Origin of the sequence: Halomarina pelagica (genome assembly GCF_024228315.1) — an archaeon.
Lineage (GTDB): Archaea > Halobacteriota > Halobacteria > Halobacteriales > Haloarculaceae > Halomarina > Halomarina pelagica.
Map to the genome: position 1 here is coordinate 1,652,315 of NZ_CP100454.1, position 23,379 is coordinate 1,675,693.

Here is a 23,379-nt window from a genome sequence, read left to right on the forward strand (position 1 = left end):
CGGATACCACCGATACCACCTGCGGATACCTTATTCCACCTCACGCGCCGAGCGCCGACAGCGTCCGTGCCGACGGTGCGACGCCGAGGCGTACCCGACGCGTCGACGCTGCCGCCGGCGAAAACGGACGTTTACGCTACGCGTCCTCGACCGCCTCGACCAGCTGGCACTTCCGGCACAGTCGGCGCGTCGTCGTCCCGCCGCAGCGCTCGCACTCGCGCATCTCCGGGCCCTCTCCCTCGCGGTAGCGCTCGGCGGCGATGCCAGCCAGTTCCTCGTAGCCGGCCATGATGGAGTGGCGCGTTCCGGGGTGGTTCTCCTCCAGCTCGAGGAGGAGGCGCTGGATCTCCCCGCGGTAGGCCTCGCTCGCGTGCGGGCACTCGGTGATGTGCGCAGGGAGGTCCCGCAGGTGGGCGTAGAGGGCGACCTCCTTCTCGGGGACGTCGCGCAGGGGTTTCGCGCGGGGGACGAACGCCTCGACCTCGGCGCGCTCGTCGAACCCCCCGAGGCTGGCGTCGAAGTGCTTCGCCACCTGGCTCACGTCCCCCTCGAGGACGTTCATCAGCGCGGTCTGGGCCTCGTCGTCGAGGTTGTGCCCGGTGAGGAGTTTGTCCGCGCCGAACTCCTCTGCGTACCGCGAGAGGAGGTCGCGGCGGAACACCCCGCAGTAGGCGCAGGGGGCCATCCCCATCGGGTCGGACTCGGCCACGTCGTCCATGCGGAGGCCGAACTCGTCCTCGTAGGTCACCACCTCGTGGCGGAGATCGAGGTCCGCCGCGAGGTCGAGGCAGGCGTCGAGCGACGCGTCGCGGTAGCCCTCGATCCCCTCGTGGATCGTGAGCGCGATCAGCTCCACGCGGGGGTCCTTCGCGAACGTCCCGTGGAGGAGGTGGGTGAGCACGACGCTGTCCTTCCCGCCGGAGAGGCCGACGACCCACGTCTCGGGGTCGTCGGGCGTCGCGTCCGGGGAGAGGAGGGCGTCCTCGCGGACGCGGCGGCGGACGCGCTTCTCGACCGACCGGCAGAAGTGCTTCTCGCAGAGGTGCAGCCCCGAGTACGCGGCGTGCATCACCGCCGGATTGCCGCACTTGTCGCAGTCCATTACCCCCGGCTATCCGATCGAGGGCAATCACCGTTACGCATACGGAGAAGCGAGAGGGGGGGTAGAGAGACAGAGCGTAGAGAGCCACGACGGAGAGAAGCACGGCATAGAGAGCGAGGGGGACGACGAGGGCAGACGGACGGTCGCGACCCCCGCCTCAGTCCAGGAGCCGCTCCTCTCGGGGGCCGTCCTCACCCGTCCCTTCCTCGTCGAAGGCGGCGAGGAGGACCGCCGCGAGCGCCCCCATCACCAGACAGAGCGCCGCGAGCACGACCGCCGCGAGGAGGTGGAGCTGCGCGAGTTCGACGACCACCATCAGCGCCCCGGCGAGCAGGAACGCCCCCGTCGGCGAGGGGAGCGACGGACCGACGCCCGGGAGGTCCGTCCGCCGCCCGATCGCCGCGAAGACGAGCGTGAGGAGCGTGACGACGACGAGGTCGAAGCTGAGCAACATGAACATCGCCGTGGCCCCTGCCGGCGAGGCGTCAGGGATCCCCACCTGCGCCAGCGACAGGGGCACCTCTACAGACAGCGGGATCATGACCGATGACACCCTCCGCTCGCGGAAATAGTTCGCGGCCAGTTGTTGTTCGAGACTGATTTCGTATCGCGACATATAATTTACCGAGTCGAACTGGTGCGAAAGAGAGCGGCGAAGAAACGGTTTTTCGTCCGCGGTGGTTACTGACGGCGATGACCCTCTCCCGCCAGGCGGCCGCAGAGCGCGTCGAGCGCCTCGTCGAGACGGTCGAGCGCGAGACGATGCCCGTCCCCGTCCGCGAGGTGTGGGTGTACGGCGACCTCGCGCTCGGCCTCGACCCGGTCGAGCGGATCGACGTCTACCTCACCAAGGACCTGCTCTTTCACGGCGACGCGGAGCGCGAGGAGGAATTCGTCGAGCGCCACGGCGTGCGCGGCGTCGGCAAGACCGTCTCCGCCGAGTGGGCCGACGAGCACCCCGAAGCCATCCGCGCTAACCGCAACGGGCACGTCGCCCCCGAGCGGTGCCTCGCCGCGCACCTCCTCGCGTCCGACGAGCCGATCCACCTCGAGGTGTGTAATACGGGGTTCGAGAACAACGTCACCCAGCGGCTGAAGGGTGCGGTCGCCCGCGAGGCGTACGAACAGATCCTCGACCCGCGCGGCGTCTGCCTGTGGGTCGACGGCACGCGCTCGGAGACGGCGTTCGAGAAACTGCGCGAGGGCGACCTGATCTTCCCCACGCTCGACGACGCGCTCGCGATGCTCGGCATGGACGAGGACGAGGCGCGCGAGGCCGCCGATGCGGTGAAAGCGTACCGCCGTGAGCAGGAGGGAATGACCGTCCGCGGCGACGTGGTCTGAGGGCGAACCAACGTCGTCCCTCGATCCGCTCGCTCGGCGCACTCGGTCGCGGACGGCTTCGTCGTCCGTTCGCGCTGTCCGCGGCCGCCACGCCGGCGTCGGCGGTGGCACTCGAATCGGTCGTTCGGCCCGTATATTTATGACAGAAAGCGGGACCAGAGCCCCCATGACGTGAGAGTCGTCGTGAGGTGCTCCGCGGTTGTGCGACGCCACACCTCACGGAATCGGTCGCGGCGTCGCCTGTCCGCCAGGACGTTTTGCTTCATGAGCGGCTGCGCCGCCCGCTAGCAAAGCGCCCACTGAAACCGCGGCACTCTCCGCGGTCGTTCGGCTCGTCTCCTCCGCTCACCCCGAGACGGACCGAACGGATCAGCCCGTCCGCCGACCGGGTCGGTCAGGGGACTCGCCCCACCGTCACGTGGAAGGGGACGACCTCCCGCCGCCGGTACTCGCCCCTCCCCATCTGCTCGACGACGCGCCGCCCCATCGCGCGCCAGTCCGCCCGGAGCGCGTCGTACTCGTCGTCGGTCAGACCGCCGGCGAGCAGCGTCTCGCGCTGGCTCCCCAGGCGCGACGCCGTCGCCTTGCGCCTCGCTCCCTCCAGCGCCCGCTCGTCGTACGGCGGTTCGACGATCCGCGCGTGGTCGTAGCGGCGCGTCTCGACGTCGACGAGCCCCGCCTCGCGGAAGAGTCCCGGCACCGCGCCGAGGGTCACGTCCGTCGGGACGCCGGCGACGTAGCGCTCGCGGGCGCGGGCGGCGAGGCGCTCCTCCGCCGGGACGGTCGAGTCGACCGTCACCGCCCCGTTATCCGGTTCGACCGCCGCCACGAGGTCCGACGACGCGCGGCGGAACTCGCGCACCGCGGCGACCGGGTCGGGGAGGTTGATCAGGAGGGCCTGACAGACCACCAGGTCCGCCGCCCCGTCGCGGACGGGCATCGAGAGCGCGTCGGCGCGAACGGGAGAGACCGGTTCGGAAACCGCTTCGAGGAGGTCGGCGTCGCGGTCGAGTCCGACTACGCGGGCGGCGTCGGGGGCGTCCGCCGCCAGCACGGCCGAGAGTTCGCCCGTCCCGCAGCCCACGTCGAGGATCGTCGCCCGGTCGGGCAGCGAGAGCGGTGCGAGCGCGTCGCGTGCCTCCCACATCCCCTCTCGGGTCGCGGCCAGGTAGTCGGCGGAGAACCGGCGCATTACCGTGTGGTGGAAGCGACGGCGTGAAAACGGTGCGGTTACGCGCCGAACCGGCGACGGGCGATCACGGAGGCGAGCACCGACCCGACGAGAGCGATCAGGACCGATTCGGGGTCGAACCCGTTCGCGACGACGGCGACGGCCGTGACTTCGAGGAATGCGACCAACGCGACGACCGACGTGACACCGACGGCGGCGAACCGGCGAGAGTCGAACTGGCGGGGGTCGAACCGGCGGCGCGCGAGGGTGCCGACGGCGAGTCCGACGACGAGCGGAACGGCGACGAGGATCGCCGCGGCCTCGACGACGGAGCGTCCGGTCAGGGCGGCGACGTCCGCGACCGACAGCGCGAGGAGGACGGCGAGGACGCCGTTCGCGAGGAGGAGTGCGAAGGGGAACTCGGAGTCGGAGAGCATGCGTTCCGGTGCGCGTACTGTCACCGCATAGTCGTTTCTACCCCGAGAGGCGAAACGGGGAGGGCGAGGTGCCGGTGTCGCCTCAGTCCTTCCGGAGTTCCCGGACGCGCTCGATGTTCCACTCGAAGCCCCTGCCGTCCTCGGTGGGCGTCTCGAGCACGAGCGGCACGTCCTCGATGCGCGGGTCGTTGACGAGCGCCTTCATGCCCTCGACGCCGATCTCGCCCTCGCCGACGTGGGCGTGTTCGTCCTTGTGCGTCCCGCAGGCGTGCTTCGAGTCGTTGAGGTGGACGCACTGCAGGTGCTCCAGACCGACCACGTCGTCGAACTCGGTGAGCGTGTCCTTCGCGCCCTTCGCGGTCGAGAGGTCGTACCCCGCGGCGAAGGCGTGGGCCGTGTCGAGACAGACGTCGAGGTCCTGGTCGCTGTCGTCGAGGACGGTTGCGAGGTGCTCGAACTCGCCGCCCAGCTTGGTGCCGCTGCCCGCGTCGGACTCGACGAGGACGGTGACGTCGTGTGGAACATCGAGTTCGGAGAGCGCGCTCGCGGCGTTGGCGAGGCCGGTCTCGACGCCCGCGCCGGTGTGCGCGCCGAGGTGGACGTTCACGTAGGGGATGTCCAGCTTCTCGGCGGCGTCGACCTCCCGCTGCATCGAGGCGATGGACTTCGCGCGCAGGTCGTCCTTCGGGGTGCAGAGGTTGACGAGGTACGAGGAGTGGATGACCCACGGCCCGTCGAGGTGGGCCGCGGTCCCCTCCCGGAACTCGGCGGCCTCCTCGTCGTCGATGTTCGGATCCTGCCACACCTGCGGCGAGTGGGTGAAGATCTGCCCGCAGTTGCCGCCGACCGCCACCTCGTTCTCGACGGCGTTGTGGACGCCGCCCGCGACCGAGACGTGTGCTCCGACTCGTAGCATTTCTAGCTATAACTACTCGTTGTCGGGCATAGGGACTTCGGAAATCGGCTAGCAGTTGCTGGAGGGGGCCAAAGAGACAGGAGCGAAAACGGCTGCAAAGCCCTCGCGCTCTCGACTCCCGCGGCTCGTTGCGCTCCTCGGGCGCTTCGCGCCCTGCGGTGCTTACGTCGCCGAGGTTCGCCGAGAGCGCTCGCCCTTTGCGATTCCGCCAGGAGCCGCGTCGGGATTCCTACTCGACTCCGTCGGGCGCGCACAGAAGCGCGCCCAGCCGCACGGCGACGTGGCCGGGAGGGCGGCTCGTCGCCCGACCCGGGGGAGGGCAGGCGTGCGGTGCGGTACGGTACGGTGCAATCCCTGGCGTCTCCGTGAGCGAGCCGTCAGGCGAGCGAACGGGGCTCAAGAGACGAGTACGACGAGTCTCCTGGTGGACTGAAAGGGCGAGGGCTCTCGGGGAAGTCCGACACCGCAAGCACCGGAACCGAGCGAGTGGCACGAGCGAGGTGAGGAGCGCAGCGTGTGGCGCACGACCCGAGAGCCCGAGGGCTTTCGAGATGGTATCGACACCGTCACAGCGTATCGAGGGCTTTCGAGGCAGTAGCCCCGTCACAGCCACCAATGAAAGATCACCGAAACGACTATGCCAACGGATCGACCCGCTCCCGGTTCCACGCGTCGCTGTCGAACTTCTCCGCGGCGATCTCCTCCGCTCGCTCCAGTTCCGCGTCGGTCCAGGTGCCCTCCTCGGCGTCGGCCCACTCCCGGAGCGACGCCTCCAGCGTCGCGACCGCCTCCCCCCGGGAGATGTCACTGTGCTCGTCGATGCCCGTGACGCGCTCGCGGTACGCCGCCGGCGTCACGTCCGCGCCGGCGAAACAGCCGAGGGTGCGCTCGGCGCGCACCGAGTAGGTGAGCGAGCCGTGCTGGATGACGCTGTCGCGGCGACGGTACTGCGCGTTGCCCGAGAGCTTGCGCCCCGCGTAGACCACGTCGTGGGCGGGGTGCAGCTCCCGGAGGTAGCACGCGGGGTGGTGGAGTTCGGGGCGCTCCTCCTCGGCGAAACCGGCGGGAACGCCCATCGCCGCGCAGGCGTCGAGGAGCGGGCGACACAGCAGCTCGTAGGTCTCCATCAGGTCGCCCGGGAGTTCCGCGGCGGGGGCGACGATCGAGTAGGAGACGTCGCCCTCGCGATCGTGGTAGATCGCGCCGCCGCCCGTCGGACGCCGGGTGACGGTGATCCCCTCGCGCTCGCAGAACGACCAGTCGATGTCGGCGGGATCCTGGTGGTAGCCGAGCGACAGGGTGCTCGGGTCCCACTGGTAGACCCGGACGGTCCGCGGCCCGCCGGCGGCGGCGGTCTCGGCCGCGACCGCGTCGAGCGCCATGCACATCGGCCCCGGCAGCGACTCCTCGCGGATCAACCGCCACTCGCGGTCGGCGAGGGAGTCCGCGTCGGTTGCGTCGGCCTCGGTTTCCATGCCCCTGCTACCGGGGCGGCCCGGGAAAGCGGTTGCGCCGCGCGGACGACGGACGGGAAGCGAGGGATGCGAGAGGGGGCGACGACAAGAGGGTGCGAGGGAGGACGACGAGGGGATGTGAGGGAGGACGAGAGACGAGAGGCGTCGAGGGGGCAGCTAAAGGGTTCTTTAGCGAGGGCTTATCCGCCGGGCGTACGCAGGACGAGTATGGAAAACGACGACGCGGTGCTGAAGACCGGCACCACCACGGTCGGCCTCCGGACCGCCGAGGGTGTCGTGCTGGCCGCCGACCGCCGGGCCAGCCTCGGCGGTCGGTTCGTCTCGAACAAGCGGGCGATGAAGATCGAACAGGTGCACCCGCGGGCCGCCGTAACGATGGCCGGGACCGTGGGCGGCGCGCAGGCGTTCATCCGCCAGCTCCGAGCGGAGGCGAGCCTCTACGAGGCCCGGCGCGGCCGACCGATGGACCTGGACGCGCTGGCACAGACCGCCGGACAGCTCCTGCGCGGAACGCCCGCCAGCCCGGTCCTGGGCGGCGTCGACGTGTCGACCGCGTCGGCCGGTCGGACCGGGTCCGACGGGAGAGCCGGGGGCGACGCGGACGCGAACGGCGAGCCGCGCGTGTTCAGCATCGACGGCGCGGGCGGCGTGCTGGAGGACGCCTACACCGCGAGCGGGAGCGGCACGACGCTCGCCACCGGCGCGTTAGAGCGCGGCTACCGCGAGGACCTCACGCTGGAGGAGGGCGTCCGGGTGGCCGTCGAGGCGGTCGCGAGCGCCCTGGAGCGCGACACGGCGAGCGGGAACGGCGTGACCGTCGCGCGGATCACCGCCGACGGCGTGACGATCGACACCCACGACGACGTGACGGAGGTGCTCGAATGATGCGCGGCGACGACCGGCAGGCGTACGACCGGGGCAGTAACATCTTCTCGCCCGACGGGCGGCTCTACCAGGTGGAGTACGCCCGCGAGGCGGTCAAGCGGGGGAGCGCGAGCGTCGGAATCCGGGTTGACGAGGGCGTCGTCCTCGCGGCGGCGCGTCGGGTCCGCTCGCCCCTGCTCGAACCACGCAGCGTCGAGAAGCTCCACGCGATCGACGAGCACCACGGCGTCACCAGCGCGGGCCACGTCGCCGACGCCCGACAGCTCGTGGACGTGGCCCGACGCGCGGCGCAGGTCGAGCGACTGCGCTACGGGCAGCCCATCACCACGCGGGAACTCACCGCCGAGGTGAGCCGCCACATCCAGGAGTACACCCAGTCCGGCGGCGCGCGCCCCTTCGGCGCGGCGCTGCTCGTCGGCGGGTTCGTCGAGGGCGAGGCGCGACTGTTCGAGACAGACCCCTCGGGGACGCCCTACGAGTGGCGCGCGACCGCCATCGGCGGCGGCAGCGAGGACATCCGCCGGCGGCTGGAAGAGCGGTACGATCCCGAGATGGGCCTCGACGCCGCCGTCGCGCTGGCGCGCGAGGTGCTGCGCGACGAGATGGGAGAGGAGGAGGACGGGGAGTTCGTCGCCGTCGCCGTGATCGACGAGGACGGCTACCGCGCCGTCGACGGCGCGGCGGAGTCGGTGGCGGGTTCCGACGTCGGCGACGAGTGACGCGCCGTCTCGACCACGGTCCCGTCGCGACCCACGAGCAGTTCTAGCGTCTCCCCCTCCAGTTCCGTCGAGACGCGCACGCACCAGGGGTCGTCCGAGAGCACCGCCTCCCGCCACTCCCGGCCCACGTTCCAGATCGGCCGCTCCCGGAGGTCGACCCCGTGGTCGTGGTAGAAGGCGACGACCGCCGGGTGGTCGAACACCGCCAGCGTGACCGGACAACGGAGTGTGTACCCGCACGCCCCGCAGGCGAGGTGGAGCCGCGGGGGATGCGGGTCGAGCGCGCCGTCCCCCCGCTCCGCGTACTCCACGCGACTCGTCGCCCGCCCCCCGCACTCGGGGCAGGTACCCCCGGCCAGCAGCGCGACGCGGTGGCGGTAGAGTCGGTCGAACGCCGCCGGGAGCGACTCGTCGTCGTGCGTCCGGTGTCCGCCGGGGGGGAAGGGAAGCGCGAGCACGTCCCGCCCGCAGTCGTGACAGGAGACGGAGACGGTGTTGTCCGCCACAGCGGCGCGTAGGCCCACCTCGCCGCAGAACGGGCACGGGTCCGGGATCGTCACGGGTTCCCGATCGACGCTCTCCGTGTACGCGCCGCTCACGATGGCGCGGGCGATCTGCAGGCCGGCGTAGGTGAACGTGTACCCCCCGTCGGTCTCCCTGAGGTAGTGGTCGGTCAGCTGTCGCAGGTGGTAGGCGAACCCGGCGGTCGTCTCCGCGCCGCTGGCCTCGAACAGCTCCGAGAACGTCTTCGTCGTGGGGGCGACGCCCCTCCCCTCGCCCTCCCCGACGGGTTCGAGGAGGGCGGTGAGGACGCGCGTGCGCACCTCGTTTCCGAGCGGGCGGAACGCCTCTCCGGGGTCGACGGAGTCGTCGGTCATACGGCACCTACCACGCCCGCGCCGATAAGGTGCCCGTCAGCGCCGCTCGTACTCCAGTTCGGTCGCGACCCGATCGGCGATCCCGGCGTCCGCGAGGCGCTCGACGAGGTGGAGCGCGAGATCCAGCCCGGAGGTGACGCCGCCGGCGGTGACGACGTCGCCGTCGTCCACCACGCGCTCCGCTCTGACCTCCGCGGCCGTCTCCCGCAGGTCGGCGAGCGCCCCGGCGTGCGTGACGGCCGGGCGGCCGTCGAGGACGCCCGCGCTCGCGAGGATCATCCCCCCGGTGCAGACGGAGGCGAGCGTCGTCCCGTCGGCGTGGAGACGTGCGATCGCCTCCGGGAGGTCGCCCCGCTCGACCTGCGTCCAGGCTCCCTCCGCGCTCCGGTCGTTCCACCCGCCGCCCGGCACGACGAGGAGGTCCGGATCGGCGAGGACGCCGTCCGGTTCGACTCGCAGACCGTGGCTCGCCTCGACCCGCCCACGCTCGTCGAGCGTCACCAGCGACACGTCGATCTCGGCCCCGAGGGCGGCCGCCGAGGCGAACACCTCGTACGGGCCGACCGCGTCGAGTTCGTCGAATCCGTCGTAGAGAACGATCTGCACGTCGGTCATACCTCCGCCTTCGGCCCGGGAGGCATAACCGCTCCCCTGCCGGCGGCCGATAAATTGCATATCGCGATATGAAATCGAAGGTGCGTCGCCCAACGCGGCGAGTCTACCGACCGAGACCGAACGCCCCCGCGACGTCGATGAGGCCGTTGCCCTGCTCCTCCGCGTCGAGATCGAGGGATCGCGCCGTCTCGCGGAGGCGCTTCCGTGCCTCGACGTTCGAGAGGCCGTCCGACATCAGCAGCGCGCCCGCGCCGCTTACGTGCGGGGCCGCCATCGACGTGCCCGACTGCCGTTCGTACGTGCCACCCGGCATGGTGGAGTAGATCTCCTCGCCCGGCGCGGCGAGTTCGACCTCCGGACCCGTCAGCGAGAACTCGGCGAGTTCCCCGTCGCCGGTCGTCGCGCTCACCGCGATCACCTCCTCGAACGCCGCCGGGTAGCGCACGATGCTGTTGTCCTCTCCCTCGTCGATGTTGCCGGCGGAGGCGACGAGCAGCACGCCCTTCTCGTAGGCGTACCTGCACGCGTCCCGGATCACGCCCGACGGCGTCTCCTCGCCGAGGCTGATGTTCGCGACGTCCCATCCCTTGTCGCCGACGAACTCGATGCCGGCCGCGACGTCCGACGCCTCGACGCCCTCCTCGGTGCCGATCTTGACGGCGTGGAGCGCCGCCTCGGGCGCGACGCCGACCACGCCCTGGCCGTTGTCGACGGCTCCCGCGATCCCGGCCACGTGCGTGCCGTGCCCGAGGGTGTCCTGCCAGGCCGGGAGGTTCGAGTTCTCCTCGGCGTCGTCGTCGACGATGATCGTCGTCCCGTCCTCGTCCTCGTCTACGATCACCCGCTCGCCGCTGCTCTCGACGAACGACTTGCCCGTGTTGAGGTTCGGCCGCAGGTCCGGGTGCGTGCTCCCGATGCCGGTGTCGACGACCGCGACGGACGCCCCCTTCCCGGTGATCCCGCTCTCGTGGGCGACCCCGCAATTGATCCGCTCGACGCCGGCGGGGATCGACTCCGGCCCGGAGGGCGGTCGCTCCTCGCTCGTCTCGTCGTGGTCGTGGAGGCGCAACCGACTGTTCGTCTCGACGTACCGGACGTCGTCCCGACCGGCCAGCCACTCGACCACCTCCGTCGGAAGGCGGAGCGTCAACGCGTCGAACCCGAACTGGCGGACGACCTCGGACGCCTCGGACAGCGCGGCGTCCAGGCCGCTGTTCTCGGCGTAACCCACGTTGACCTCGACGAACTCGCCCCGGCCGCCGACGAGCGCCCGACCGCCGAGGCCGAGCGTGGCAACGCCGCCGATCGTACCGGCCGCCTTCAGGAACCGCCGCCGGTCCACTTGCATAGAGGTGTCTATCTGATTCATGTTGTGTGCGTGCTTTGACCTTCGATCCGTGGGCAGCCCGGTTACCGCCCCGTAACCACCTAACCCTGGCCATACTAATTAAATATTCCGATACTGGTACCATTCTTTGCAATAGTACGTCAAGTAAATTCACATTCTCACAGTATTTCTCCAATTTTCCAAAACTATCCGAACTCCGGTGAGGTCGCGCCAGGGATCGGTACGATCTTCGGGAGGACCCGCACTGAATCGGTGTTTTCGCCGTTTCGCGTCCGAATTTCCGCGATCGTTCCACCGATGTCGGGGTGCGGAGACCCGACGAGCGATCGGTGCGCGTCGACGGCAGCCACGACCATTCCTCGAACGGCTCTCGATCAACAGTACTACGTACAGAGAGAACGGGTACTCCCGCTCTCGTGACTGCCCGCCCGTGCGTAGCTCCTCGAACCGGACGCTCGTCGACGGACGAGGGCGGCGCGCGAGCGACGCCCGCCCCATCAACGATCGGAGACCAGTTCATATAGGTAGAGTGTCAATTACTCTCAGGGTCGCCCGACGACCTACTCGAGAGGGGAACGATGAACGGGAAGTACAATCGGATACTGATCGCGCTGGTCGCAGTCGCCGTCTCGGTCACCACCGGCGGATCGGCGGTGCCGATCGACGACGCGCCGACCGCCGCCGCGGTCACGGACGGATCGCCCGGCTACCACCACGTCGATGGAGTCGTCGAAGGCACGCCGAGCGAGACCGGCGAGCGCGGCGCGGGGAGTGACGGTGCAGGGAGCGGCGACGGCGACACGGGGAGCGCAACGAAGTCCGATCGCGCCGCCCGTCCCACGTGCGATCCGAACGGCGAGGCGGACGGCGTCGAGGTCGAGCGGGTCGGCGAGCGCGTCAGCGTCGAGGGCGACGGCTTCGACTACGAGAACGACGGCGAACGCGTCGAGTTCGAAACCGACGACGGACTCGACCTCGAAGTCGAGGAGGACGGCGACACCGAGATCGAAGGACCGGGCTACGACGTCGAACAGCGCGGGGCCGACCTCGACGTGGAGAGCGACGGCGGGTCCGGGGTGGAGGTCGAGCGGGTCGGCGAGCGCGTCAGCGTCGAGGGCGACGGCTTCGACTACGAGAACGACGGCGAACGCGTCGAGTTCGAAACCGACGACGGCCTCGACGTCGAGATCGAGGAGGACGGCGACGTCGAGATCGAGGGGCCCGGCTACGACGTCGAACAGCGCGGGGCCGACCTCGACGTGGAGCGTGTCGCGTGGTGTGTGAGCTAATCGCATAGGTCGTCGGGGCTCTAACTGATTAGGCGGACGGTACTCGCGTTTCGATCGCCAAGGTACGGTCGAGCATCGCCGTCGAGAGAACTGACGGAACGGCCGGGCGGTCTCGGACGAGCACGGGGCGACACGCGACCGTCGCGTGTCCGCGCGGACCGCGAAGTCCACGGTTCGCCCCGTCACGATGCCGAAGATCCAGAGGAGAGACCCACATGAGACACCACGTGAACGACGCCGGAACCGGGACGTCTCCGCGAGCGAGCGAGAGGGACAGATACGCCGTCCTGAAACTCGAGGAGGACGAGGCCCTGCTGTACGACTGCGAGAACCCCAGAGCCTGGATCTGGACGACGGTACTGTTCCACGCCGATGACTGCCGGTAGTCGTCCGCTCGTCCACCTTCTTCGGTAAGATCGGCGGTCGCGTCGTCACGATCACCGCGCCGGTGTATTCATCGACGGCGAATTCGTGGACACCCACCGCTCGCGGGGTATCACTCACTGTACGGCCAGGTGTCGAAAAATCGAGTGGGGTCGTGTTCCGGTCAGCGGGGTGAGGCGATTTAGTTGCCGTGTTCGATGTCGGCCTGCTCGCCGTCGCTCTCGACGTCGAAGCCGTCACCGTCCTCGACCTCTAGGCGGTCTTCGTCCTGCTCGACGTCGTTGTTGTCGTCTTCGTACTCGACGTCACCGTCGCCGCTGTTCTCGTAGTCGACGTCGTCGTCGGCGTTCTCGTACTCGAGATCGCCGTCGCGCTGTTCGATCTCGTCGTCGGCGGATTCGATGTCGACGTCGCCGCTGTCGCTATCGAACTCGAGGTCCACGGGACCGTCCATGCTCTCGAAGTCCAGGTCACCGTCGGCGGTCGTCTCGTAGTCGACGTTGTCGTTCTCGACTTCGGCGTCGTCATCGGACTCCTCGATCTCGAGGTCGTCACTCTCGACGTCGACGTCGTCACCGTCGTTGGCGGTCTCGTAGTCGAAGTCGTCCTCCGTGTTCTCGACTTCGACGTCACCGTCTTCGCTATGTTCGATCTCTTCGTCGTCGCTCTCGATGTCGAGGCCGTCGTCGGTCTCTTCGACGTCGACGGTGTCGTCACCACCGCCGTTCCCGTCACCTGGGGACACGTCGCCGTCGGTCTCGTTGCCGTTGCCGTTGCCGTTAGCCTGTGAGTCGTTCTGCGCCGCCAGCGCGCCCATGGAGCCGAGTACCACGGTCACGAGGACGACGATGACCAGCGCAGATCTGAGGTTCTGTTTCATGTCTCTTCCTGTTATATCGGTCGATTCGCGTTCACATCCCACGTGGGATACTCCAGGCTTGACCCGCCAGCGACGAGTAGTGTCGACCTATCGACGTAGGCGGACCGCGACCTACTGGGTTAGGTTACCCCGAGGTCGGGGGGTAGTCGGAGCCGAATGGGAGGTGACAGCCGGGACCGGGGAGACAGTCGGGACGGGAGACGTCGGTCATCCGCTCGATGCCGCTACGCGTGGTGGTCCTGCGTCTCGCTGAGGAACGCCTCCAGGAGTTTCTGCTCGGCCTTCCGGAGGTGCTGGTGGAGCGTCGGCGACGACACCCCCAGGGAGTCCGCGAGTTCGGCGGCGGTGTTCTTGCGCGGCCAGTCGTAGTACCCCGATGCGTAGGCGGACTCGATGGCGGTCATCTGCTTGTCGGTGAGGCGGTCCGCGAGGTCGTCGCGGAACTCCGCCGCCGTCTTGACCGAGCGGTTGACGTCCCGCTTCGCGACCAGAGACGAGTCGGGGTAGAGCGCCCGGAACGCCCCGACGATTCCCCGTATATCGGCAGTGAGGGGCGCTTCGGCGACGAGCGTCCCCACACCGTCGTCAGCCGCCATGGACCGGACGCTCGCGCCGACCTCCATCAGCACGCGGGAGACGGAACCGGATTTGACCAGCTCCACGAGGATCTCGTCGTCGTGCTCGCTCACGACGCGGTGACTCTCGACGGCCGCGACGTCGTCGGCCACCGCGAGCACGTCGTCGACTGACGCGCCGTCGATCCGGAGGTAACAGAGGAACTTCCCGTCCTCGAGCGCGGTCTCGTGTTCGAGCTGCGACCGACACGAGAGGCGCTCGGAGAACGCCACGGCGATGCTCCGCGAGTCGGTCACCTCGAACTCCAGTTCGACGATCGAGTCGGAGAGGAGGAGTTCCCGGTTCAGCGCGGCGTTGATCGCGAAGCCGATGACGTCGCCGAGCACCCCGAATCCGGTCCGTCCCACGTCGGTGAACACGTCCTCCCGGGACGCGTTGACCACTAGCACGCCGTAGATCCGATCCCCGTACGTGAGCGGGACGGCGGCGACAGCCTCCACCTCGCCGAGGGCGGCCCCGTCGTCGACGCCGTTCCCGAATTCGCGTTCCGCGACCTGATACTGGCGGATCACCTGAACCTCGCCGGTCCGGATGGCGTGTGCCACGACCCCGTTTCCGATCTGCGAGACGGGCATCGCGTCGAGCGCCGCCAGGTAGCCGTCGTCCACGCCGGCACCCACCTTCGGCGTGACGTCTTCGTCGGTCACGTCCACGCTTCCGATCCACGCGCTCTCGTAGAAGTCAGACGCCGCCAGCCGATCGCAGACGATCTGGTTGATCTCGTCGCGCGTGGTCGCGTTTATCAGGCGCCGGATGAGTTCCTGGACGAGGTTCGTGATCTGGTTGAGCGTGTCGAGCTGGTCGTGCTGCTGGCGGAGTTCGCGTTCGTTCCCGCGGAGTATCTGTTCGCGTTCGTCGCGCTCCAGCGCCGCCCTGACGTCCGCCGCCAGCAACTCGGCGCAGTGGCTGTCGAGTTCCTCGACGGCGTTCGACCGCGTGAAGACGGTCAGCGTGCCGTAGTCGCCGAGGGGCAGGTGCAGGCTCACCTGGCCCGGCCCGTCCGCGCAGGGCTCCGCCTCGTCCGCCCCCGTGATCACCATCTCGCGCTGTCTGTAGGCGCGACCGGCGAGCGTCGCGTCGAGGTCGAACGCGACGCACGACTCGACGAGTTCCGCCGCCCGGTCGGTCATGGCGACGGGTTCGAGCGCGTTGGTCCGGGGATCGAACAGCCGAACGCAGCTGACGTTGGAGCCGAGCACGCGCTCTACGGTGTCGAGCGCGCGGCGGGCGATCACGTCGGTCGTCTCGGCGACCATCAGTTCGCGGCTCGCCTCGTTGAGCGCCTCGAGCTTTCGCTCGTGGGCCTTGCGCTCCGAGACGTCGCGGACGAGCGCCAGCACGTGCGGCCGGTCGTCGATCTCGATTCGGGACGCGGAGATCTCGGTCGGGAGGACCTCGCCGTCGGCCGTGTGACAGCAGAGTTCGTCGGTCCACCCGGACCCGTCGCTCAGGACCGCGTCGATGAACGCCCCGAACTGCGGCAACTCGTCGCAGTGCACGTCGGAGGGAGCGAGATCGAGCAGTTCGTCCCGGGAGTAGCCGAGCAGATCGCACGCCTGCGGGTTGCACTGCTCGTACTCGTTTCGACCGGGATCGAAGATCAGGATCGCGTCGTTCACGTGCTCGAAGATCGTCTCGAAGCGCTTCTTGGCCTCGCGGATCTCCCGCTCTCGCTCCTTGCGTTCGGTGATGTCCGAGTAGATCGCGTACGCTCCGGGATTGCCGTCCGCCTCGAAGAGGATCACGTGGGCCAGAAACTCGCGGGGGCCGTCGACCGTCTGACGGCGGACCTCGGCCTTGACCTCCTCGCCTCGGAGCAACCGCCCGACGAACTCCCGATGCTCGTCGTACTCCTCGTCGGGGACGAGCACGTCGTCGATGGTGCGGCCGACCACGGCCTCGTCGTCGTACCCGAACACGCGCTCGAAGGCGTCGTTCACCCCCCGGATGACCGGCACGCCGTCTTTGAAGTCACAGTCGACGATCGGGTCGCTCGAGTTCTCGAACAGCGTCGCGCGGCGGTGGCGTTCGGCTTCCAGTCGGTGATTCGGCTCCGGTTCCTCCGAGGTCTCGCGTACCGTCGCGGTGTAGAACCGCTCGCCGTCGGACTCGGAGGTCTGTGCCGAGAGCCTGACCGGAACGTCGTGACCGTCACGATCGACGAGAACGACGCCGCGTTCGCCGCCGTCGGTCCGCTCGCGGCCCCGACCGGCGCGCGCCCGGATGAGTTCCAGCGGTGGAATCAGGCTCTCCGCGAAGAGTCGGGCGACGGGTCGGCCCTCCAGACCGCCGCGGTCGTACCCGAGGAGCCGTTCGACGTACCGGTTGGCGAGGACGACGGTTCCGTCGGCGTCGAGGACGATAATTCCCCCTGCGGTGGCCGCGAGGGCCGCCCTGAAGAGCGCACTATCCAAGCTCGAGTGCGACTGAGACATACTTGACACGACGATAGGTACCCGTATCGAAAGTGCGTGGTACCTCGATTTCGAGGTACTGTGTACGGCGATCGGACCGGTATCACCGATGGCCGATAATTCAACGACGTTGCCACGGAAGCGAGGTCGCTATCGGGGCAGAGACGGTTCCAGCAGGAGATCCAGACAGTTCTCGATGAGCTTCCGTTCGGCCGCTTGCAGGTGCTGGAAGAGCGTCGATCCCGAGATGTTCAGGTCCGCCGCGATCTCCTCGGCGGTGCTCTTCCTCGGGAAGTCGTAGTAGCCCGCGAAGTAGGCGGTTCGGAGCGCCGTCAGTTGTTTCTCCGTGAGTTGCTCCTCGAGCTGTCGGCTCATCTGCCCGGTCGTCTTGACCGGGCGGTCGACCGTTCGCTTCCTGGCCAACGTCCAGTCCGATGACTCCGCCCGAACCACCTCGACGAGTTCGTCGAGGTCGTCGTCGGGGGCGGCTTCGATGACCACGCGGTTCTCGTCCGGATCGGCGACGGCCGTCTGGATCACCGCGCCGGCGTCGACGACGTGGTTGAGGAAATCGGACGGCTTCACCCGAACTTCGAACCGATACTGCCCGTCGTACCGGGCGATCGTCCGGTACGCCTCGACGACCTCGGCCGCCTCGATCACCTCACGAACCCGCTCCGGGGACGCCCCCTCGACCGTCAGGAAGTGAAGCAGCGACTCGCCGGGGCCAGGAACGACGTCGTCGACGCGACAGCGACAGCGACACTCGGCGGCGAGCGCGGCGAAGAACGCCGCCGGTTCGGTGGCTCGGAGTTCGAGTTGGACCACCGTGTTCGCGAGCAGCAGACGCTCCTGTTTGAGGGCGTAGATGGCGAAACCCATCGCCCTCGCGAGGGTTTCGAGCGACGCCCGCTCGTGCGCGTCGAAGGCGTCCGGGCGAGCGGAGTGGACCACGAGCGCGCCGTAGATCGTCTCCCCGTGCGCGAGCGGGAGCGCGATGCCCGACCGCTCCCCTCGCTCGCGCGCGAACCGCCGCACCGGTTCCGGAACGAGCGGGTCCTCGTCGATCCGCCGGGAGACGAAGGCATCACCGCGGAGGAGCGTCTCGCCCATCTCACAGCCCTCCATAGCGTCGGGGTCCACCTCGGCGAGCATCCGCTCGACGGCCTCGCCGTTCGCGCCCGCGCGCGGGACGAGCCGTCCCTCCCGCACGCTCCGCTCGCCGATCCACGCGCTCGCGTAGAACGGCGTCGCGGTCAGGTGTTCGCACACCAACGCTTCGAGTTCCTCGCGCGTCGTCGGCTTCACGAGCGCCTGGATGATCTCCTCGATGAGGTGGTGGATCCCGTGGAGCGTCTCCAGTTCGTCCCGCTGGCGCTGTAACCGCCGTCCGCGTTCCTTCCGCTCGGTGACGTCCTGAACGATCGTCACGAACCCGCGAAGCGCGCCCCGCTCGTCCCGGATCGCCGTCAGCACGACGTGCGTCCAGCACGTCGATCCGTCCTTCCGGAGACAGCGGGCTTCGCCCTCGAACCGACCGGTTTCGGCGGCACGCTCGAGCATCCGCCAGGGATCCCCGCGATCGAGCGCCTCCCGAGTCGTGACGATCGAGAACGGCTCGCCGACGGCCTCGTTCTCGGGGTATCCGTAGATCCGGACGCACCCCTCGTTCCAGCTCGTGACGACCCCGTCGGAATCGAGCGTCGCGATCGCGTACCCGTCGACCGCTCGCACCGCCGACCGGAGCGGCTGATCGCGCACGTCCGTTCCGGCGTTCGGCCCGCCGGTTCGGATCGTGTCGCTCACGGCGGCCGCCTCCGCCGTCGCACGTCCACCCCCATCACGGATCCGCGCGGTTCGCCGCCGCGCGGATCAGAGTCGGCTCGTTTACTCATCCCCGATAGGTCCTCTCGATCACGTTACAGTACGACCGTTTAGCGAATCGGTTATCGAGTCTCACGCGATAGCTCTAGTTCGACCCGCGACTAATTCAAAGGAGTTCATATTTGACGGGAACGATCCGCCCTAATTCGAAGTGGACACCAGCGGACCATCAATCGCTACTCGGTAAAACTGTTGGACCGGTTCGCGTCGAACGGCGGTCGAGGCAGTGACGTGACGCATCGCCCAGGCGTCGATCCCCCGCGTCCGATGGTTCGTCCTCGAAGCGTCGTCCGGGGAACGCCGGACGCCGAGGGCGAGAACCGCCCTACGAATACGATGAAGCAGGTTTCGCTATATGGAATCCAGATTCGGCGCACAGCACAGATTCGGCGGAGGTCGGTCGACGGTCCCCCGTGCGACCGCTCGATGGCGCCGATCAGTCGCCGTTTCGAACGCTTCGACGTCCGTCGGGCACGCGTCACGGATCGATAGACCGTGGTGTGTCGGACGTCACGGCTCGACGGCCGCGTCCGACCCCTCGACCTCGGTCAGCCGCGCCCGCAGGTCGTACCCCACCTGTGCGACGCAGAGGATCGCGACTGTCCCGACGAGCGCGACGGCGGGGAGCCACCGTCCGAGCGGTGCGAGGAGGAGGACGAGGACGCCCCCTCCGGCGCGAACCGCGGCGAGCGACCGACCGCGTTCGTGGGCGGCCGTCGTCGTGGTCCACTGCACGACGCCGATGGCCGCGAGGCAGGTGGCGACCGCCCCGCAGAGCAACCAGCAATCCGCCGCCGCGAGCGGTGCGGTCAGATCGGCCGTGAGCGCGTGTTCGACGCCGACGCCCGCGGCGGTCAACCCGACCACGAGCGGGAGGTGGGCGTAGAGCCACCCCTCGTAGACGAGCACGCGACCCTCGCGGGCGCTCGCGTCGATGGTGACGCCGCTGTGACGGTCGAAGTAGACCCACCAGACGCTCACCGCGACGAGCAGGGCGAACGCCGCCGCGAGTACCGAGAACGGCGTCCACGCCACCTCGGCGACGCCGCTCACCACGGCGAGCACCGACTCGCCGAGGACGATGATGGTGAACAGCCCGAAGCGCTCGGGGAGGTGTTCGGCGTGCGGCGGGATACGGGCGTGCAACTGGCCGGCGGAGATCGGCGTCCCGAAGTCGACGAGCAGACCGACGCCCCAGAGCGCGTAGCGAGCGGGCGGCGGAACGAACGCCGACAGCGCCCAGAGACCCGCGGCGACGGCGAACCCGGCGGCGTACCGCCGCGTGAGCGGGCGGGCGACCGGGACGAAGTGGCTCGCGCCGAGGTACTTCAGGACGAGGACGCCGCGGACGCCCGCGTAGGCGAGCGCGAACGACGCCGACGCCGCGAGTCCGTCGTGGATGCTCACCGCCAGTGCGGCGACGGCGAACATCTCCGCGACGGTGAACAGCCGGTGGACGACGTCGTCGGTGTCGAAGCGCGTCGCGTAGAACGTCGAGCCGACCCACGCCCACCACGTGGGGACGAACAGCGCGAGGAAGGCGACGACTCCCGGGATCGACACGTCGGCGCTCAGGACGTGCGCCAACTCCGCGATCGCGACGACGAACACGAGGTCGAAGAACAGCTCCAGCCACGTCGCGCTGCGCAGGTCGTCCTCGGCGTCCGGGGAACTCCGCAACCGCGGCGGCGACAGGCGCAACAGCTCCGCGAGCACGTGACGAGTACGCCGGCGGACGATAGAACGCTGTCGCCGGCGTCGACCACAGTCGTACTGTCCGCGGTACCTGTTTCGAGAGGCCCGGTACTCGGGACCCCGAATATCCTCTGTCGAGGTACAGCGGACAGTATATGTTCGCCGGGGCGCAGTGACGGGCATGGCAACCGACGAGGAGATCGTCGAGGTGACGCTCTCGGCCGACGAGTACGACCGCCTGCGCGACGTGACGGACGACCCCGCCGCGATGGTACGCGAGGCGACGCTCGGACGGGTCAAACTCGAGGAGGCGATCGCGTTCACGCGCGACGGCGGGTTCCGCGAGTCGATGGGGCGCGAGCGGATGACCGGCGAGCCGATCCCCCGACCGCCAGTGGGCGAACTCGTCGGGTTCGACGTCGAGGCGGTCGCTGACGGGGAGTCGCGCCTGACGTTCGAGGCCGGTCCCGAGCACGCGAACCCGATGGGGACGCTCCACGGGGGGATCGTCTGCGACGTGGGCGACGCGGCGATGGGGACCGCCTACGCGAGCACCCTCGAGGAGGACGAGTCGTTCACGACGCTCGAACTCTCGGTCAACTACCTCCGGCCGGTCTGGTCCGGTCGGCTGGAGGCGGTCGGTCGGGTCGTCGAGCGCGGTAGCACGATCGGCTTCGTCGAGTGCGACGTGACCACCGAGGAGGGAAAGCGCGTCGCGCGGCTGTCGAGCACCTGCATGACGCTGCGGGAGGACCGGGCGGCGGGGCGGTAGGTCGCCCGCCGAGGGCGCGCGGGCCAATCTTATACCCGCGCGTCGCCTAGCGCTCGCGTGGCAGACAAAGACCTCAGCGACATCGCCGGTCTCCCGAGCGACCTCGGCATCGGCGAGGACCTCGCGCGCGCCGAGCAGGTGCTCTCGGTGCGCGTCGAACGCCGCCGCTACGGCAAGCCGATGACCATCGTCGAGGGGTTCGACGAGCACGCCATCGACTTAGACGAGCTGGCCTCGACCCTCAAGCGCCGCCTCGCCACCGGCGGAACCGTCGACGACGGCCGCATCGAACTCCAGGGCGACCACTCGAACCGCCTCCCCGACGTCCTCCGCGACGAGGGGTTCGCCGTCGAGTAACCCCCGCGACGACCGTACCCGTTTTCGAAGCAGGGATCCGACACCGAGAGCGATAGCGGTGGACGGTGCGGGGATCGACCGATCGGCTCAGTTCTCCGTCTCGAACGTTCCGGCGGGGGCGGCCCGTCGTAGCGTCCGAGAGACGAGTTTCGTATCCCGACATACGGTTTATCCCTCGACCGACGCGGGGCGCTTTTACCGCCCCGCCCGGTAGGAGGTCCATGGTGCGGAACGTCGCCAGCGAGTTTCTCGAACTCGAACCCGAGGACTTCTATCTCCTCTCGGGGATCGAGCACGGGATGCGGTTCAGCCGGTGGGTCGATCGGGAGAAGGTCGCGGAGTTCTCGCGGCTCGACCCGAAGGAGGTCGACTACCGGCTGGATCGCTGTGAGGACCGGGGGCTGGTCGAGCGCAAGACGGTCCACTACCAGGGGTTTCGCCTCACGTTCGAGGGGTACGACGCGCTCGCCCTGCGGGCGTTCACCGAACGCGACACGATCCGGGGGTTCGGCGCGCCGCTCGGCGTCGGCAAGGAGAGCGACGTGTACGAGGTGCAGTCGTACAAGCCGCTGGCGCTGAAGTTCCACCGCGAGGGGTACACGAACTTCCGCGAGGTGCGCCGCGAGCGCGAGTACACCTCCGAGCACCGCCACGTCTCCTGGTTCTACACGGCGAGGAAGGCCGCCGAACGCGAGTACGAGGCGCTCGAAACCGTCTACCCCGAGGTGCGCGTCCCGCGCCCGATCGACCAGAACCGCCACGCCATCGTGATGGAGAAGCTCCCGGGCGTCGAGCTATCGCGGGCGGAACTCGCCCCGGATCAGGTCGTCGGCGTGCTCGATCTCGTCCTCCGGGAGGTGACCGCCGCCTACCGCGCCGGCTACGTCCACGCCGACATGAGCGAGTACAACGTCTTCGTCGATAGCGAGGGCGTCACGATCTTCGACTGGCCACAGGCCGTCCCGACCGACCACGAGAACGCCGACGAGTTCCTCCGGCGCGACGTGGCGAACCTGCTTCGCTACTTCCGGCGGAAGTACCCTAAGCGAGTGGGCGAGGAGGACGCGGACGCCGTCGCGGACGCGGTTCGCGCCGACGAGTTCGAGTCGGTGCGCGCGTTCCGGTGAATTAGATGTCGCGATACAGAATCGTCGGCCGGTGGGAGCGGGGGCGAGACGGGCGTCGAGGGGCTCGCGGTCGGGCCGAACGCGGAACGGAAAGCGGGACCCTTATTCGCCGCACTTTCGTCGGTTCACGGGATGGCGAGGAACCGACCGGGGACGCGCCCGCTCGACAGTCCGCCCGAGAGCGCCGGTGACCACCTGAAGGGAGCGGCGGCGATCGTGGTGCTGTTTCTCGTCCCGCTCAGCGTGATCCTGGCGTTCGTCATCGGCGTCGGACCGGGGTTGTACGACTTCACCGCCACCGCGAACGCGACCGACGGATCGGGTGCGGGGAACGCGACGAACGCCACGAACGCCACGAACGCGACCGGCGGACCCGCCGACGCTGCCGGGGCGGGGACGACGGAGCAGGGGGCGACGCCGACGACCACCGAGGCCCCCCGAGACGCTCCGACGGACGAACCACCGACGGAGACGCCCGAGGCGACGCCGACGGAGGCGTCCGCGTCGACGCCCGAGGAGACCCCCGGAGCGACGTCCACCGAGACGCCGGCGGGGACGCCGACGCCCGCGCGGACAGCTACACCAACGCCGACCGCGACGGACACGCCGACACCCACGCCGACGCCTACCCCCACGCCCGCGCCGGAGAGCCACACGCTGGTGGTCGAACGGGCTGACGAGAACGCGTCGGCGAACTACACCGTGACCGTCAGCGGGGAGATCCGGCGGGACGCCTCCGTGGAGTCGGACGACGCGATCGGCGGGGACGGTCGGAACGTGACCGGGACGATCGCCGACGCGCGCGACGCGTACACGTTCACCGGCGAGGTCGAGCGCGCGGAGGTGGTCGGGAACGCGACGATCAGCGTCGACGGCGAGGTCGTCGCTCGGAGTTCGGCGAGCGAGTCGAACGGGGCGGACGGGAGCGGCGCGAACGAGACCAGCGCGAACGAGACGAACGCGACCGACGCCGACCGGACGAGCGCGAGTAACGCAAACGAGATCGACACGACCAACGAGAGCGGCTGACGCGGTCGCCGACGAGGGCGAT

Annotated in this window: 22 protein-coding genes; 9 read left to right on the top strand and 13 right to left on the bottom strand. The window is 69.1% G+C overall.

Features of this window, described 5'->3' with window-relative positions:
• Window positions 1-136: 136 nt before the first annotated feature.
• Together ncsA and NKI68_RS08595 are read right to left on the bottom strand one after the other, a co-directional pair.
• Window positions 137-1,102 (bottom strand): tRNA 2-thiolation protein NcsA, encoded by a 966-nt coding sequence (gene ncsA, locus NKI68_RS08590; RefSeq protein WP_254546301.1) that lies wholly within the window; start codon window positions 1,100-1,102, stop codon window positions 137-139.
• A 157-nt stretch (window positions 1,103-1,259) separates the two neighbouring features.
• Complete coding sequence (locus NKI68_RS08595) at window positions 1,260-1,643, bottom strand: hypothetical protein (RefSeq protein ID WP_254546302.1); 384 nt, start codon at window positions 1,641-1,643, stop codon at window positions 1,260-1,262.
• Window positions 1,644-1,795: 152 nt separating this feature from the next.
• On the opposite strand from NKI68_RS08595, the gene NKI68_RS08600 reads away from it, so the two are divergent.
• Window positions 1,796-2,446 carry a DUF7095 family protein gene (locus NKI68_RS08600; protein WP_254546303.1) on the top strand — a complete coding sequence of 217 codons (651 nt, stop codon included), beginning with the start codon at window positions 1,796-1,798 and terminating at the stop codon, window positions 2,444-2,446.
• 394 nt (window positions 2,447-2,840) lie between these two features.
• Here the strand turns inward: NKI68_RS08600 and NKI68_RS08605 are convergent, their stop codons facing one another.
• The 4 genes from NKI68_RS08605 to NKI68_RS08620 all read right to left on the bottom strand — a co-directional run bounded on the left by NKI68_RS08605 (window position 2,841) and on the right by NKI68_RS08620 (window position 6,445).
• Window positions 2,841-3,638, bottom strand: coding sequence for a methyltransferase domain-containing protein (locus NKI68_RS08605; RefSeq protein ID WP_254546304.1), 798 nt, complete (start codon window positions 3,636-3,638; stop codon window positions 2,841-2,843).
• 38 nt (window positions 3,639-3,676) lie between these two features.
• Window positions 3,677-4,054, bottom strand: a complete 378-nt coding sequence (locus NKI68_RS08610) for a hypothetical protein (RefSeq protein ID WP_254546305.1) — start codon at window positions 4,052-4,054, stop codon at window positions 3,677-3,679.
• 82 nt (window positions 4,055-4,136) lie between these two features.
• Window positions 4,137-4,970 carry a deoxyribonuclease IV gene (locus NKI68_RS08615; RefSeq protein WP_254546306.1) on the bottom strand — a complete coding sequence of 278 codons (834 nt, stop codon included), beginning with the start codon at window positions 4,968-4,970 and terminating at the stop codon, window positions 4,137-4,139.
• Between the two features lie 635 nt (window positions 4,971-5,605).
• A complete protein-coding gene (locus tag NKI68_RS08620; RefSeq protein ID WP_254546307.1) occupies window positions 5,606-6,445 on the bottom strand; it encodes a lipoate--protein ligase family protein in 840 nt (279 codons plus the stop codon).
• 207 nt (window positions 6,446-6,652) lie between these two features.
• Here NKI68_RS08620 and NKI68_RS08625 point away from each other — a divergent pair, with 207 nt between their 5' ends.
• Both NKI68_RS08625 and NKI68_RS08630 read left to right on the top strand, forming a co-directional pair.
• Window positions 6,653-7,330 (top strand): Ntn hydrolase family protein, encoded by a 678-nt coding sequence (locus NKI68_RS08625; protein WP_254546308.1) that lies wholly within the window; start codon window positions 6,653-6,655, stop codon window positions 7,328-7,330.
• Complete coding sequence (locus NKI68_RS08630) at window positions 7,327-8,049, top strand: archaeal proteasome endopeptidase complex subunit alpha (RefSeq protein ID WP_254546309.1); 723 nt, start codon at window positions 7,327-7,329, stop codon at window positions 8,047-8,049. Before NKI68_RS08625 ends, NKI68_RS08630 begins: the two co-directional genes overlap by 4 nt.
• Here NKI68_RS08630 and NKI68_RS08635 read toward each other — a convergent pair.
• The 3 genes from NKI68_RS08635 to NKI68_RS08645 all read right to left on the bottom strand — a co-directional run bounded on the left by NKI68_RS08635 (window position 7,989) and on the right by NKI68_RS08645 (window position 10,890).
• Window positions 7,989-8,927 carry a DUF7351 domain-containing protein gene (locus NKI68_RS08635; protein ID WP_254546310.1) on the bottom strand — a complete coding sequence of 313 codons (939 nt, stop codon included), beginning with the start codon at window positions 8,925-8,927 and terminating at the stop codon, window positions 7,989-7,991. The genes NKI68_RS08630 and NKI68_RS08635 overlap by 61 nt on opposite strands.
• Before the next feature lie 36 nt (window positions 8,928-8,963).
• A complete protein-coding gene (locus NKI68_RS08640; RefSeq protein ID WP_254546311.1) occupies window positions 8,964-9,542 on the bottom strand; it encodes a DJ-1/PfpI family protein in 579 nt (192 codons plus the stop codon).
• Between the two features lie 103 nt (window positions 9,543-9,645).
• Entirely contained in the window at window positions 9,646-10,890 is a 1,245-nt protein-coding gene (locus NKI68_RS08645; protein ID WP_254546312.1) for a S8 family peptidase, read from the bottom strand.
• A 578-nt stretch (window positions 10,891-11,468) separates the two neighbouring features.
• On the opposite strand from NKI68_RS08645, the gene NKI68_RS08650 reads away from it, so the two are divergent.
• Together NKI68_RS08650 and NKI68_RS08655 are read left to right on the top strand one after the other, a co-directional pair.
• Window positions 11,469-12,179, top strand: a complete 711-nt coding sequence (locus NKI68_RS08650; protein ID WP_254546313.1) for a hypothetical protein — start codon at window positions 11,469-11,471, stop codon at window positions 12,177-12,179.
• A 215-nt stretch (window positions 12,180-12,394) separates the two neighbouring features.
• Window positions 12,395-12,565, top strand: coding sequence for a hypothetical protein (locus NKI68_RS08655; RefSeq protein ID WP_254546314.1), 171 nt, complete (start codon window positions 12,395-12,397; stop codon window positions 12,563-12,565).
• 179 nt (window positions 12,566-12,744) lie between these two features.
• Here the strand turns inward: NKI68_RS08655 and NKI68_RS08660 are convergent, their stop codons facing one another.
• The 4 genes from NKI68_RS08660 to NKI68_RS08675 all read right to left on the bottom strand — a co-directional run bounded on the left by NKI68_RS08660 (window position 12,745) and on the right by NKI68_RS08675 (window position 20,093).
• A complete protein-coding gene (locus tag NKI68_RS08660) occupies window positions 12,745-13,443 on the bottom strand; it encodes a hypothetical protein (RefSeq protein WP_254546315.1) in 699 nt (232 codons plus the stop codon).
• Between the two features lie 224 nt (window positions 13,444-13,667).
• Window positions 13,668-16,514 (bottom strand): PAS domain S-box protein, encoded by a 2,847-nt coding sequence (locus NKI68_RS08665; protein WP_254546316.1) that lies wholly within the window; start codon window positions 16,512-16,514, stop codon window positions 13,668-13,670.
• Between the two features lie 129 nt (window positions 16,515-16,643).
• Window positions 16,644-18,299: a bacterio-opsin activator domain-containing protein gene (locus tag NKI68_RS08670; protein WP_254546317.1), complete on the bottom strand. Its 1,656-nt coding sequence runs from the start codon at window positions 18,297-18,299 to the stop codon at window positions 16,644-16,646.
• 588 nt (window positions 18,300-18,887) lie between these two features.
• Complete coding sequence (locus NKI68_RS08675; RefSeq protein ID WP_254546318.1) at window positions 18,888-20,093, bottom strand: low temperature requirement protein A; 1,206 nt, start codon at window positions 20,091-20,093, stop codon at window positions 18,888-18,890.
• 160 nt (window positions 20,094-20,253) lie between these two features.
• Between NKI68_RS08675 and NKI68_RS08680 the strand changes: the two genes are divergently transcribed.
• The 4 genes from NKI68_RS08680 (at window position 20,254) to NKI68_RS08695 (ending at window position 23,357) form a co-directional block, all read left to right on the top strand.
• A complete protein-coding gene (locus NKI68_RS08680) occupies window positions 20,254-20,844 on the top strand; it encodes a PaaI family thioesterase (RefSeq protein WP_254546319.1) in 591 nt (196 codons plus the stop codon).
• A 57-nt stretch (window positions 20,845-20,901) separates the two neighbouring features.
• Window positions 20,902-21,201: a translation initiation factor gene (locus NKI68_RS08685; protein ID WP_368410942.1), complete on the top strand. Its 300-nt coding sequence runs from the start codon at window positions 20,902-20,904 to the stop codon at window positions 21,199-21,201.
• Window positions 21,202-21,422: 221 nt separating this feature from the next.
• Window positions 21,423-22,328 carry a serine/threonine-protein kinase RIO2 gene (locus NKI68_RS08690; RefSeq protein WP_254546320.1) on the top strand — a complete coding sequence of 302 codons (906 nt, stop codon included), beginning with the start codon at window positions 21,423-21,425 and terminating at the stop codon, window positions 22,326-22,328.
• A gap of 132 nt (window positions 22,329-22,460) precedes the next feature.
• The gene (locus NKI68_RS08695) at window positions 22,461-23,357 is read left to right on the top strand and encodes a hypothetical protein (protein ID WP_254546321.1); all 897 of its coding nucleotides are present in this window, start codon (window positions 22,461-22,463) and stop codon (window positions 23,355-23,357) included.
• Window positions 23,358-23,379: the final 22 nt, after the last annotated feature.

Bases quoted from the DNA above. Each gene is read 5' to 3' on its own strand.
- ncsA (WP_254546301.1), bottom strand. From the start codon at position 1,102: ATGGACTGCGACAAGTGCGGCAATCCGGCGGTGATGCACGCCGCGTAC.
- NKI68_RS08595 (WP_254546302.1), bottom strand. From the start codon at position 1,643: ATGATCCCGCTGTCTGTAGAGGTGCCCCTGTCGCTGGCGCAGGTGGGG.
- NKI68_RS08600 (WP_254546303.1), top strand. From the start codon at position 1,796: ATGACCCTCTCCCGCCAGGCGGCCGCAGAGCGCGTCGAGCGCCTCGTC.
- NKI68_RS08605 (WP_254546304.1), bottom strand. From the start codon at position 3,638: ATGCGCCGGTTCTCCGCCGACTACCTGGCCGCGACCCGAGAGGGGATG.
- NKI68_RS08610 (WP_254546305.1), bottom strand. From the start codon at position 4,054: ATGCTCTCCGACTCCGAGTTCCCCTTCGCACTCCTCCTCGCGAACGGC.
- NKI68_RS08615 (WP_254546306.1), bottom strand. From the start codon at position 4,970: ATGCTACGAGTCGGAGCACACGTCTCGGTCGCGGGCGGCGTCCACAAC.
- NKI68_RS08620 (WP_254546307.1), bottom strand. From the start codon at position 6,445: ATGGAAACCGAGGCCGACGCAACCGACGCGGACTCCCTCGCCGACCGC.
- NKI68_RS08625 (WP_254546308.1), top strand. From the start codon at position 6,653: ATGGAAAACGACGACGCGGTGCTGAAGACCGGCACCACCACGGTCGGC.
- NKI68_RS08630 (WP_254546309.1), top strand. From the start codon at position 7,327: ATGATGCGCGGCGACGACCGGCAGGCGTACGACCGGGGCAGTAACATC.
- NKI68_RS08635 (WP_254546310.1), bottom strand. From the start codon at position 8,927: ATGACCGACGACTCCGTCGACCCCGGAGAGGCGTTCCGCCCGCTCGGA.
- NKI68_RS08640 (WP_254546311.1), bottom strand. From the start codon at position 9,542: ATGACCGACGTGCAGATCGTTCTCTACGACGGATTCGACGAACTCGAC.
- NKI68_RS08645 (WP_254546312.1), bottom strand. From the start codon at position 10,890: ATGCAAGTGGACCGGCGGCGGTTCCTGAAGGCGGCCGGTACGATCGGC.
- NKI68_RS08650 (WP_254546313.1), top strand. From the start codon at position 11,469: ATGAACGGGAAGTACAATCGGATACTGATCGCGCTGGTCGCAGTCGCC.
- NKI68_RS08655 (WP_254546314.1), top strand. From the start codon at position 12,395: ATGAGACACCACGTGAACGACGCCGGAACCGGGACGTCTCCGCGAGCG.
- NKI68_RS08660 (WP_254546315.1), bottom strand. From the start codon at position 13,443: ATGAAACAGAACCTCAGATCTGCGCTGGTCATCGTCGTCCTCGTGACC.
- NKI68_RS08665 (WP_254546316.1), bottom strand. From the start codon at position 16,514: ATGTCTCAGTCGCACTCGAGCTTGGATAGTGCGCTCTTCAGGGCGGCC.
- NKI68_RS08680 (WP_254546319.1), top strand. From the start codon at position 20,254: ATGGCAACCGACGAGGAGATCGTCGAGGTGACGCTCTCGGCCGACGAG.
- NKI68_RS08690 (WP_254546320.1), top strand. From the start codon at position 21,423: ATGGTGCGGAACGTCGCCAGCGAGTTTCTCGAACTCGAACCCGAGGAC.
- NKI68_RS08695 (WP_254546321.1), top strand. From the start codon at position 22,461: ATGGCGAGGAACCGACCGGGGACGCGCCCGCTCGACAGTCCGCCCGAG.